Raw genomic sequence first — 11,593 nt, 5'->3', positions numbered from 1 at the left:
GCTGATTCTCCTCCCACCATCCCGGCACGGGCCTGACGGCTCCTGGCGCGGCCGGGCCACCCCGATTGGTGCGCGCCGGATCAATCACCGATATTTGTTGCTCCGGTATTCACCGATCAAGGCGGCGCAATTCGGTTTCGGTGGGGATGTGCACAAGGATCGCGGGTTTGTGCGGTGTTCGCGCAGTGCGGGTCAGGCGGATGTCAAAGGGGCCGGTCGCGGTGGCGCCGGCGGGCGGCCCGCGAGGGCGCCGCACGCGGCCGGGCGACCCCGGAAAAGGGCCCCGTACCCCGGCACGGCGCGAAAAAGGCAGGGGCGCACCCCGATGACGGAGTGCACCCCTGCCGTGAAGGATGCGGACGCGGGCGCGTGCAGGGCGCGGGCACGTTGCGAAAGAACCGCGGACGAGCCGCGAACGAACCGCGGACGAACCACGGACGCGGTGCGGACGCGGTGCGGGCCCGCCGGAAAACACGCCGAAAACACGCCGGAATCACGCCGGAATCAGTCGGAATCACGCTGCAATCACGGTGGAATCGTGGTGGAATCCTTCCGTGCGGAACGGACGCGGAAAGGTGAGGTGATCAGTGCCGCGGGTGAAACGGGAGCGGTTCGCGTCCCGGTCGCGGCCTGGTCGCCGGGCGTTCCAGGCGCGGCCCCCGGGATGTCGTGAATCCCTCGTGACGAGGCCCGGGAAGGTATGTCATTTCCCGCCGCGGCGGATGATCCGGGGGCGTCTCACACGGATACGGTCCCGCCGTCGCCCTGCGGCGGGTCCCTCGGCGCGGCGAGCCGCACGGGGCTCGTACCGCGACGGTCACCCCCGGGAGAATCTCAACGCTTCCTGCGCTCCGAAGCGGAAACCGACGCCCCGGACGGTGATGATCCACTCACTGTCCCCGAGTTTGTTGCGCAAACTGCTCACATGTGTGTCTATCGTTCTCCGCGACCACGAGTCTCCCCAGATGAGCTGCATGATCCGCTTCCGGGAGAGCACCGTGAACGGATGCGAGGCGAGAAGGTACAGGAGGTCGAACTCCTTGCGTGTCACCTCCACTCGGCGTCCTTCCAGACTGACCTCGCGCTGGCTGGCGTCGATGCGCAGTGGACCGTGCGAGACGATCCGCGCCGCATGCGGACGGGACCGTACCCGCCGCATGACCGCTTCCATACGAGCCATCAACTCCCGTGGGCCGTAGGGTTTGACAACGTAGTCATCCGCGCCGGCCTGCAACCCGAGCACGCAGTCCAGCTCACTGCCGACACCGGTGACCGCGATCATCGGTACGTCGGACAGCGTCCGTATGCCGCGGCAGACGTCCAGGCCGTCCATGTCGGGCAACTCCAGGTCGAGCAGGACGATGTCCGAGTTCTCGCACGACTGGATGGCCGCGCCGCCCGTGTTCACTCCCCGTACCGCGTGCCCGTGCCGGCGTAACCCGTCGGTCAGAGCCTCCAGGTCGCCCGCATTGCTCTGGACGACGAGCACACTCCAGGTTTCACCGGAAATTTGGGCGTAGGAAGACATCCCTGCGAACCGGGGATGCCGTGTGACATGCTCGCTCATATCACTCCCCCATCGTGAGCGATTGTGCACAAGTCAACGTTATTGAGACTACAAACCTCCGCGTCGGTTTGTCAACAAAACTTGAAGTAACCTATAGGCGGCAGGGACGGCGGAATGAGGCGTTCCGGAATGCTGCTGCAGCCTCTTTCGGCCATGCCCCTTTCACCGGCCGTCCCGCTGCGCCCGTCCCGGCGACCTGAGCCGTTACGAAGGCGCCGGAGCGCCGCGCACGGGAAGACGCAAGGATGCACCAGAGGACCCGGCACACCTCGGTCCTCTGGTGTTCGAAAGAACATATGGGCAGGTCAGAGCGCCGTGAACGAACCCCGAAAGGCTTCCACGAAGCAACCGGCGCGCTCACGGAAGCACGGTCCGCGGCAATGCGCCGGCCATACGAGGGCCGCGCGCGGAAACGTCGGATCCGGCCCACCGACCGTCCGGACGGGAGCGCGGCGGACCCGGCGCCGTGGCCAGATGTGACCGAAACGGAGTTCCCAAATGAGACGGCCGGTATTGTGGCCGCGGGTACAAATCCGGACCCCGTGAGCGGAATCCACTTTCGGGTAAGCGAATCGCGGAGTCCTTTCGCCCGCATCGTCCGGGGTGATCGGATCCTATTGCGGCGGCGGCACCTCACAGGTGCATGATTGCACGATCACCCGGGGGCCGCGGGCCGCGAAAATCATTTCCGGCCGCTCGGCCGGCCGCTCCGGTGGCGCTCGGACCGCCGCCCTGGCCGCCGCTCGGGCGGCCGGCCGCCGCCGCCGCTCAGTCGGCCTGGTCCACGTCGCCGAGCCGGTAGCCGACGCCGCGCACGGTGACGATCCAGTCGCCGCCGCCCAGCTTGTTCCGCAGGGTGCTGACGTGGGAGTCGACGGTTCGGCTGGAGATCGCCCACTCGTCCGCCCAGACCTTGGCCATCAGTTCACGGCGGGTCACGACTGTCTGCGGAACCGAGGCGAGCAGGTAGAGCAGGTCGAACTCCTTGCGGGTCACCTCGACGACCCGGTCGCCGACCCGTACCTGACGGCCCTTCAGATCGATGCGCAGGGAGCCGTGGGTGAGCGTGGTGGCCGTCGCCGGGGCGGCGAAGCGCCGCATCACGGCCTGCATGCGCGCCACCAGTTCGCGGTACCCGTACGGCTTGGCCAGGCAGTCGTCCGCCCCGGCCTGGAGGCTGAGCACCCGGTCCAGCTCGGTGTCGTTGGCGGTGAAGGCGATCACCGGGGTGCTGCTCCTGCTGCGGATCTCGGCGCAGACCTCCAGCCCGTCCAGGTCCGGCAGTCCCAGGTCGAGCAGCACCATGTCGGTCCCCTCCCACGCGGTCAGCGCCGCGCGGCCCGAGGTGGCCCGGGTGACGTCGTAGCCGTGCCGGGTGAGCCGTTCGGCCAGGGCTCCGGCGGCCCGTTCGTCGGCGTCGACCAGGAGAACGCGCAGCTTCACAGTTCACTCCGCAATCGTTGCTCGTGTTCCGCGAGGTGCACAGGAGAACTGAAGTTTCGCATGACCCGGATGCGCGTAATCGCGCCGGATCGCGTCGCGCCGAACGGAGTCGCGCCGGACCGCGTCCGGGGAGGCCGGGCAGACCGGTCAGACGGGGGCAGGCGGGGGCAGACGGGGGCAGATGAGGGCAGGCCGGACGCGGCCCGACGGCCCGACATCGCCGTCCGCCGCCCGCCGCCCGCCGCCCGACATCGCCGTCCGTGGCCCAACACGGGCGAACCCATCCGGCGGGCGGCCCGCCGTCTGGGTTCACCGTGGCGCCGGCACGCGGCGGGGCCGATGCCCGCCCGCCGGCCTCTGGTCCGGTTACGCCGCCGCGGACCTCGTGTGGACGACCCGGTAGGTGTTGCCGTCCCGCTCGGTGACGAGTTCGGCGACGCGGGCCTCGCTCTTGCGCCGGGCCGCCGACCGCCTGTCCTCCGGCACCGCCTGGAACGCGTCGTACGACGCCTGGTCGGCCCACTGCTGGTAGACGACTACGAAGGAGCCTTCGAGGCCGCGTGCCCGCAGGCCCTTCAGCACCGTGTTGCTCCGGAAGCCCGGCACCTCCAGCAGCCACTCCTGACCCGCTCCCACCGCCTCGATCAGGTCGGCCTGGTCGTTCTCCGCGACCTTCAGGATGTCGATGACGGTGTAGTCGTCGCGGGTCGGCGAGATCTCCGTGACGCCCTTCAGCTCGGGCGCCTGGGCGGTGTAGACGACCTCGTTCTGCAGCAGCCGGATCGAGGTGGTGATCTCGGTGAACAGGGGTACGGTCCGGTGCTTGAACTCCTCGCCCGCGTAGCGGGCCTCCAGGTCCTCGGAGCTGCGCCACTGGATGAAGTTGGCGGTGCCCGGGCTGTTCTGACCGCTGTGCACGGTGCTGGAGATCCAGCCGGGGTAGGCGGCGGCGTCCACGATCTCCCGCATGGCCCGCAGCAGACTGTCCTGCTTCTCCGGTGCGTCGGTCGAGAACAGGTTGAGGACGGTGAGGTACTTACCGTCGGCTGCAATCTTCGGCATTCTCTCTCGTCTCTTCCATTCGGTGGGCTGGGCACGGAAAGGCCGCTCGGGCGTGGTGCGCTGGAATGTTCGCCGAGTGCCCGCCGTCGCATGGCCGATGTTCCTGGAGAATCATCACAAGCAAGTCCCGGCCGGGGAAAGTGCCACCAGGGCAAATGGTGCGGCGCCTTCGTCAAGCGTTGCTGGTGCGCGTCAAGTCTTCAGTGACTTCGTCACGTGTGTGACAAACCCGGTGGCCGGCGGCAGGTTCTGCCACCATGCTCCAGCAATATATCCCGCCGGGTTGATTGCCGGCCGAGTGAACTCCGGGCGAGACCCGGTCACTTCGAACACGATGGAAAACCCCAAGACACGCGCGTCCGGCGCCTGTTCGCCCGGCTCCCGCGAATTCCGGGCGGATGCCGCGAAAGCGGTACGCACGGGCTCCGGCACGCGGACCGAGCGACGGAGGGTCTTTCGTGGAACCCGTACACCACCCCTTCCCGGCCCCCGCCCCGGAGCGGCTGCCGGTCGACGGGAGAGGGCTGCGGCAGACGAGCGGCAGGTTCGCCACCGGCGTCTGCGTCATCACCACCGGCACGGGGGACGCCGCGGCCGGCACCACCGTCAACTCGTTCACCTCGGTCTCCCTCGACCCGCCGCTGGTGCTGTTCTGCCTGCACAGGGACTCGCGGCTCGGTCCCGTGCTGCGGCGGTCCGGCGGCTTCGTGGTGAACTTCCTGACCAACCGCCAGCAGGGTCTCGCCTGGACGTTCGCCAGCCGCGGGTCCGCCCGCCTGGAGGACGTGCCGCACCGGCGGACCCGGGAGGACCTGCCCGTACTGGAGGGCGTGCTGGGCCACCTGGTGTGCCGGCTGGTCACGGAATACGAGGGCGGCGACCACGTCATCGTGCTCGGCGAGGTCGTGGAGCACTCCGCGGCGGCCTCCGAGGAGCAGCCCCTGATCTTCTACCGCGGCGTCATGCACATCCTGGAGGAGTGGTTCCCGGACGACTGGACGGGTTAGCGGGGACGGTCCCGACCCTCGGAGTAAGTCACTTACCTCTAGGTACCTGTTGCCTCCAGGTGTTAGCTTTTCCAGGACGCCGCGAGTTCAACGGCTACCGGTCTCCAGTGCTGTGCTTCCCCGCGAGCACCGGCCGGCCGGCGCCGGGCGCACTCGGCTCGAATCCCCCGTTAAGAGTCGACGTGCGCCCGGCGCCCACTTCTGCCCGGAAATTCGGTGGCGTTCCTCGCCGGGCCGCCGGGAAGGCCCGTGCCAATTCGCCGGAAAAGCGGCGGGGGCGGCTCCGTATTCACGCGCGTTCCCCTGGGATCTATAACTCCGGTCAGTATGCTGTGCGCATGACGCTGATGGAACGGCTGGTGCCAGATGACCTCTGGGACATATTTCAACGCATAGTGCCCGAGAAGCCGGTCCGCAGCCAGGGCGGCGGGCGGCAGCGCTACGGGGACCGGGAGATGCTCGCCGCGATAGTCTTCGTGGCCACCACCGGCTGTCCGTGGCGCCGGCTGCCGCCCGTGTTCGGGGCGTCGGGGGCGACGGTGCACCGCCGGTTCACCGAGTGGCGCCGCGCCCGGGTGTGGAACCGCATGTCCGACATCGTCCTGTACGAGGCGGACCGGCTGGACGACCCCCAGTGGTCCAGGACCGTGGCCATCGCCGTGTCCACGCGGGCGCTGGCGGGGGCGGAGCTGGACTGACGCCTCGGGTCCCCACCGCGGGTGCCTGACGCCTCAGGCCCCCACCGCGGGTGCCGCGGCCGGTACGGGCGGTACGGGCGCCACCGATGCCACGGGTGCCGCGGCCGGTACGGGCGCCGCGCCCGGGGCGGCCGGCACGGTTCCGGCCCCGACCGGTGACTGCGGCCGCCACAGTTCGGCGAGTTGGGCGAGTTCGGCGCCGAGGCCGGCGAGCCGCGCCCGCGCCTCGGGGGGTTCCAGGACTTCCACCGCGCGGGAGGCCGCCTCGGCCTGCGGCCGCAGCGGCGCGGGGATGGCCCGCAGCAGCTTGCGCAGCGCCGAGCGCAGTTCGGGGATGCCGGACAGCGCCCCCGCCACGGTGAACAGCGCCCGGATCTCGTGGACGGTGAGCCCGGTGAGGTCGATCCTGGCGCCTCCCACCAGCGTCCAGCCCCCGCCGCGGCCCCGCTGCGAGTAGACCGGAACACCCGCCACGGCCAGTGCCTCCAGGTCGCGTCGCGCGGTGCGTTCCGACACCTCCAGTTCCGCGGCCAGTTCCGCCGCGGTCACCCGGCCCCGTGCCTGCATCACCAGCAGGGCCGCCACCAGCCGGTCCGCCCTCACCGCCCGCCTCCGAAACCGCGCCAATCAGGCCGGAGGGTGGCCTGTTTGACCGGAAGACTGGAGACATGAGTGCCCTTTCCAGCGAACCCCCGGCCGGTCCCGTCGCCGGCCTGTTCAAGGCCGTCGAGATCGCCGGCAGCACCATCGCCGCCGTACGGCCCGAGCAGTACGACGGTTCCACGCCCTGTCCCGACTACTCGGTCAGGGACCTGTGCAACCACATGGTCTCCGTTCTGCGCCGGCTGGCCGTCATCGGCGCCGGCGGCGACTTCTTCAGCGTTCCGCACTTCGCCGAGGACGTCCCCGACGGCCAGTGGCCGTCCGCCTGGGACACCGCGGCGCAGGACCTGATCCGCGTCTGGTCCGACCCGGAGGTGAACGACCGCGAGATCAAGCTGCCGTGGGGCCCGGTGCCCGGCTCGGCGGCCGCGGTGATCTACACCAACGAGCTCGTCATCCACACCTGGGACATCGCCAAGGGCACGGGCCAGAGCCCGGAGTGGGACGCCGCCATGCTGGCGGCCCCGCTGGCCACCATGCACGAGGCGGCGCCGCGTGAGCCCCGCGGCGGTCACGTGCCGTTCGGCCCGGTCGTCGAGGTGCCCGAGGACGCGCCGCCGATCGACCGGCTCGTGGGCTGGTTCGGCCGCACGCCCTGATCCGCCTGCGGGCGGGGGCCGGCCGCTGAAGTGGTGTGCCATGTCCGTCGCCACGTCCGTCGCCCTGTCCGTCGTCAAGTCCTGCTCGTGGAGCGGTGCCGGACGCGCCGGGCCCGTCGTGCCGTGGGGGCACGAGGGGTCCGGGCGTCCGGCACCTGGTTTTTTCGCCGGATACCGTCCGGTGCGGTCGCCGGTGCCGCGGGTCAGGTCAGCTTCTTGCCCCGCAGTGCCTGCCTGACGGTGCCCGAGACGAAGGACCGTCCGAGGTCGCGCATCTCGCCCGGGGCCTGGGTCGAGCACCACCACAGGAACTTGATCATGGTGGGGGTGCTGGCCCGGAAGTACCGGAGGTCCTCCGGGCCCTTCCAGCCGAACGGGGTGTTGACCGATTCGCAGTTGCGGATCGCCTCGAAGACGAGGTCGGCCGCCTTGTCGCCGTCGATCTCGCCGGCCTCGTAGCGCTCGCACGTCTCGTGCGTGGTGTCCAGCAGGTACTTGAAGGCGTGGCTGTCCGGCCACCACAGGCCCGGGTAGGGCGCGTTCTCCATCCGCTTGAAGACGTCGTCGTTCTTGCCCTCCAGCAGCCAGTCCTGCCGGGCCTTGACCAGCCGCATGGTGGCGGGGGTGGTGAAGCAGGCCCAGACCCGGAAGACGGCGTTCCACAGCCGGAAGTGGTCGAACGCGATGTACGAGGCGTTGACGATCTTGTCGTTGTAGTCCAGCAGGCCCTGTTCGAGCCGCTCCACGTACTCGAACCGCTCCACCGAGAAGTCGTTGTCGCGCAGCGCGTCCAGCACCCGCCAGCACAGCGCGTCCACCACCTCGAAGGTGTTGGACAGCCCGCGGGAGTACAGCGGGTCCACGAAGCCGGCCGCGTGGGACATCAGGCACCAGCGGGGGCCCACGGTCTGCTTCGAGGAGTACTGGATGCGGTCGTCGGTGGACACCCATTCGCGCACCCGCGAGGCACCCTCGAACTGGCGCTTGATGGCCGGGTACATGTCCAGGTACTTGTTGAACTCCTGGTCCGGCGTCATGTCCTTCGGCTTGGGGTACGTCCGCTCGTCGAAGGTGAGGCCGACGCTGCACAGCGGGTTGCGGGAGTCCGGGTGGTTGTTGAAGGGGATGATCCAGAACCAGCCGCGTTCGATGACGTGGTGCAGGGTGCCGCCGTGGAAGGGCGACTCCTGCGGCGGCAGCAGGTCCGCCGGGTAGTTGCACACCTCGTCGTAGGGCTTGATCCCGACGTAGTGCGTGAACATCGAGCGCGCGTGGTGCTTGAGCCGGCTCGGCTGCTCCCGCAGGGAGAACTTCTGGGCCAGCGGCGAGCGGAAACCCGAGGCGTCGATGAGGTACTTGGCGCGGAACACCTCGCCGCCCGCGCTGGTGACCGTCACGCCGTCGTCGTCGAAGTCGATGTCGGTCGCCCGCCAGTCCTGGCGCACGACGCACCCGTACTTGGCCGCCACCGCCAGGTAGAAGGCGTCGGTGTCCTGGCGGTGCATGTGCGTGGCCTCGGTGAGCATCTTCGGGATGATGAACATGGTCGCCTCGCGCGGGTCGGGCTCCCGGCCCGGCCGGTGCGAGACGAAGCCGAAGCTCTGCTTGCGGCCGTGGTGCGCCCCGAGGTTCTTGGTGACCGCCTTGATGTCAAGGAGGTACTTGATCTCGGGCACGTCGTAGCGCACCGCGAGGATGTGCAGCCACTCCACGAGCTGGGGGTTCTGGGACTCGCCCACCGAGAACCGCGGGTGGTGCCCGGCGTCGACGAGTGCCACCTTCGCGCCCTGGCGGGCCAGGATGGCACCGGTGATGGACCCTGCCAGGCCCGAGCCGAGGATCATCACGTCGCACTGGATGGGCTCACCGGCCGGGGAGGACGCCGCCGGTGCTTCCGCCTTGCTGGTCAAGACCGCTCTCCTCTTCTGTGATTCCCGTGGCGCGCTCATGTCCGGCACCGCTCAGCCTTCGCCGCGGGGGGCACCGAACCAGCGCGTGAGCGCGTCGGTCAGGCCGTCCGCGGAGCCGTCGAGCGACACCCAGGCGATGTAGCCGTCGGGGCGTACGAGGAGGCTGGCGACCGGGGCGTTCGGATCGGGGCGGACGGCGGTCACGGTGTCCACCCGGTCGGACCAGGCCGCGGCGGCCCGCCGCAGCTCGGAGTTGTCGAACATGTCGAGCACCAGCGGGCGCCCCTGCTGGAGGAGATCGAACGTGGTGGTCTTGCGGTCGCCGACCAGCAGGTCCTGTTCTGACAGCCGGCGGCCGAGCAGGGGGTGGCCCTGGCCGTCGCCGTAGACGATGTCGAGACCGGTGACGGCCCCGACGAGCTGCCGCTGGACCTGGTCGAGCCGCATCAGGGAGCCGAACACGTCGCGCATCGGCTGCATCTCGGGTCCGCCGAGGTAGAGGGACCGCTGCACCAGGGTGTTGGCGACGATGCCGGCGCCGACCGGGTGGCGCTCGTCGTGGTACGTGTCCAGCAGCCCCTCGGGGGCGTACCCCTTGATGGCGGCGGCGAGCTTCCAGCCGAGGTTGACCACGTCGCCGACGCCCGCGCTGATGCCCTGGGCGCCGATGGGCATGTGGATGTGGGCCGCGTCCCCGGCCAGGAACACCCGGCCCGCGCGGTACCGGTCGGCCTGGCGGCTGGCGTCGGTGAAGTAGCTGGTCCACAGCGGCCTGGCGTCGTGGATCCGCTCCCCGGTGACCCGCTCCAGGGCGTCGGCGACCTCCGGGAAGGTCGGCGGCTCGTCCTTGGAGCGGACCCCGGCGTGGCGCTCGAAGACCACGACCCGGGTGGCGACCGGGCCGAGCGGCAGCACGACCACCATGCCCTTGTCGTTGACCAGGCCGGTCGGGCGGACGGGGAGCTGGACCCCGGTGAAGTCCGCCATCTTCATTTCCAGGGTGGCGTCGTAGCCCGGGAAGCCGATGCCGGCGAGCCGGCGGACGATGCTGCGGGCGCCGTCGCAGCCGACCACGTAGCGGCTGCGGATGCTGCGGGTGCCCTCGGCGGTGGCGAGTTCGCCGGTGACGCCGTCCTCGCCGATGTCGAGGCCGACCAGCTCGTACCCGCGGCGCAGGTCGGCGCCGAGCCCGGTGGCCCAGTCGCTGATGATCGACTCGGTCAGGGACTGCGGCACGCCCCGGACGCCGAAGTTGCCGCCCGGGATGATGCGGTAATCGAGCGGTATACCTCCGAAATGGCCTATCGGAATGGTGTCCAGCCCACCGAATTTCGACAGCAGACCGCGCTGCCCGAACTCCTCAAGGGTGCGGGCCGAGAATCCGAGTGCCCTGGACTGCTGCATGGGCTCGGTCAGTCGGTCCACCACGACGACTGAAATTCCGGCCAGCCGCAGCTCTCCGGCCAGCATGAGTCCCGAAGGTCCCGCACCCACGACAAGTACGTCAGTGTCGAAGTTTTCCATCGTCTCTCTTCCGGCTGACGGATTTTCTCCAGTATTCCGATGAGGACCGCAGAGATGAATGGTGTCGGTTACAGAACTCTGCAAAGTTGGTCAGGAAACCGGCGGCCGGTTCAGGCGCGGGTGCGCTGTGACAGATCCGGGTGGTCAGTACAGGCCCATGATCCGGTCCACGGCGATCTCGATGACCACGAGGCCGGGCATGGCCGGCGGCCGCGACCGGTAGCGCTGGGCGTAGCGCGCGACGCCCTCGGAGATGCGGGACGGGTTGTCGGACACGCTCGCGACGCCTTCGAGGGTGAGCCAGCGCGGGCCGTCGGTCTGGCACAGGGCGACCCGGGCACCGGCCCTGGCCTGCACGTTGCGCACTTTCGTCCGGCCGCCGACCGTCATGATCCGGGCCAGCCCCGACTGCGGGTCCCAGGTGAAGCGCACCGGGGACACGTGCGGCGAGCCGTCCGGTCGGATGGAGGTGAAGGTGCACAGGTGGTTCTCGGCGAGGAACGCGGTGGCGGCCGGGGACATGGACAGGGCGGACGAGCGCTGCATGATGCGCACCTAACATTCGGTCGAGGTGAGGTTGAACGTGGCCGGTCGGAACTCCTGGCGCGCGGCCGTGAACGCCACCGGATCCGGCGCATTTCCGGTGGCGGCCCCGCGCGGTCGCCAAGCGGCGGCGCCGCTGCCGCGGCGTCTTTCAGACGCTAGCACCGCGACCACATTGGATACCTAGAGGAAAGTGACTTCCCTGCACGGCCGCATCCCCGGTCACCGGCCGGGCAGGCGCGCCGGAATTGACACGCGGCACACCTGTCTCTGACTCGCCCGCGGCCTGGCTGACAAACGCGACAGGGACGTGCCGCGGGTGCCTTGAACCGTGAATTCGGATGAGCCGAACATGGTCGGTACGGTCGGCATGGTGGGCACGGTCGGCGCAGTCGGGGCCGGGGATTCCCGCGTTCCGGGTACGCCGCGCGGCGCGGTACGCGCCGCTCCCGCCCCTCACCGACCGAGTCAGCAGCCGCTGCGACCCCAGGGAGCGATGTGTCCCGCCGCCTGTTCACCTCGGAGTCCGTCACCGAGGGACACCCAGACAAGATCGCCGACCAGATCAGCGACACCG

Annotated in this window: 9 protein-coding genes and 2 pseudogenes; 4 read left to right on the top strand and 7 right to left on the bottom strand. The window is 69.7% G+C overall.

The window, feature by feature from the left end:
* Positions 1-817: 817 nt before the first annotated feature.
* The 3 genes from K7G61_RS35210 to K7G61_RS35200 form a co-directional block, all read right to left on the bottom strand.
* Positions 818-1,528 (bottom strand): response regulator transcription factor, encoded by a 711-nt coding sequence (locus K7G61_RS35210; RefSeq protein WP_225851230.1) that lies wholly within the window; start codon positions 1,526-1,528, stop codon positions 818-820.
* An 807-nt stretch (positions 1,529-2,335) separates the two neighbouring features.
* On the bottom strand, positions 2,336-3,010 hold the full coding sequence (locus K7G61_RS35205; RefSeq protein ID WP_225851229.1) for a response regulator transcription factor: 675 nt from the start codon (positions 3,008-3,010) through the stop codon (positions 2,336-2,338).
* A 366-nt stretch (positions 3,011-3,376) separates the two neighbouring features.
* Positions 3,377-4,072, bottom strand: a complete 696-nt coding sequence (locus tag K7G61_RS35200) for an antibiotic biosynthesis monooxygenase (protein ID WP_225851228.1) — start codon at positions 4,070-4,072, stop codon at positions 3,377-3,379.
* A gap of 458 nt (positions 4,073-4,530) precedes the next feature.
* On the opposite strand from K7G61_RS35200, the gene K7G61_RS35195 reads away from it, so the two are divergent.
* Both K7G61_RS35195 and K7G61_RS35190 read left to right on the top strand, forming a co-directional pair.
* Positions 4,531-5,079, top strand: a complete 549-nt coding sequence (locus K7G61_RS35195) for a flavin reductase (RefSeq protein WP_225851227.1) — start codon at positions 4,531-4,533, stop codon at positions 5,077-5,079.
* A gap of 338 nt (positions 5,080-5,417) precedes the next feature.
* A pseudogene (locus K7G61_RS35190) lies at positions 5,418-5,664 on the top strand (transposase); the annotation flags it as partial.
* 359 nt (positions 5,665-6,023) lie between these two features.
* Here K7G61_RS35190 and K7G61_RS35185 read toward each other — a convergent pair.
* Positions 6,024-6,380, bottom strand: a pseudogene (locus tag K7G61_RS35185) (helix-turn-helix transcriptional regulator); the annotation flags it as partial.
* A 65-nt stretch (positions 6,381-6,445) separates the two neighbouring features.
* Here K7G61_RS35185 and K7G61_RS35180 point away from each other — a divergent pair.
* Positions 6,446-7,039 (top strand): TIGR03086 family metal-binding protein, encoded by a 594-nt coding sequence (locus tag K7G61_RS35180; RefSeq protein WP_225851226.1) that lies wholly within the window; start codon positions 6,446-6,448, stop codon positions 7,037-7,039.
* 203 nt (positions 7,040-7,242) lie between these two features.
* Here the strand turns inward: K7G61_RS35180 and K7G61_RS35175 are convergent, their stop codons facing one another.
* The 3 genes from K7G61_RS35175 to K7G61_RS35165 form a co-directional block, all read right to left on the bottom strand.
* Positions 7,243-8,949: an NAD(P)/FAD-dependent oxidoreductase gene (locus K7G61_RS35175; RefSeq protein WP_225851225.1), complete on the bottom strand. Its 1,707-nt coding sequence runs from the start codon at positions 8,947-8,949 to the stop codon at positions 7,243-7,245.
* Between the two features lie 51 nt (positions 8,950-9,000).
* A complete protein-coding gene (locus K7G61_RS35170) occupies positions 9,001-10,473 on the bottom strand; it encodes an FAD-dependent monooxygenase (RefSeq protein WP_225851224.1) in 1,473 nt (490 codons plus the stop codon).
* Between the two features lie 144 nt (positions 10,474-10,617).
* Positions 10,618-11,019: a pyridoxamine 5'-phosphate oxidase family protein gene (locus K7G61_RS35165; protein ID WP_225851223.1), complete on the bottom strand. Its 402-nt coding sequence runs from the start codon at positions 11,017-11,019 to the stop codon at positions 10,618-10,620.
* 495 nt (positions 11,020-11,514) lie between these two features.
* Here K7G61_RS35165 and K7G61_RS37215 point away from each other — a divergent pair.
* The coding region (locus K7G61_RS37215) for an S-adenosylmethionine synthetase N-terminal domain-containing protein (protein WP_225845865.1) at positions 11,515-11,593 on the top strand (79 nt) is incomplete at its 3' end.

The organism is Streptomyces sp. HPF1205 (assembly GCF_020400825.1).
In the GTDB taxonomy this organism is placed as follows: domain Bacteria; phylum Actinomycetota; class Actinomycetes; order Streptomycetales; family Streptomycetaceae; genus Actinacidiphila.
This window is presented reverse-complemented; position numbering and strand designations above follow the sequence as displayed.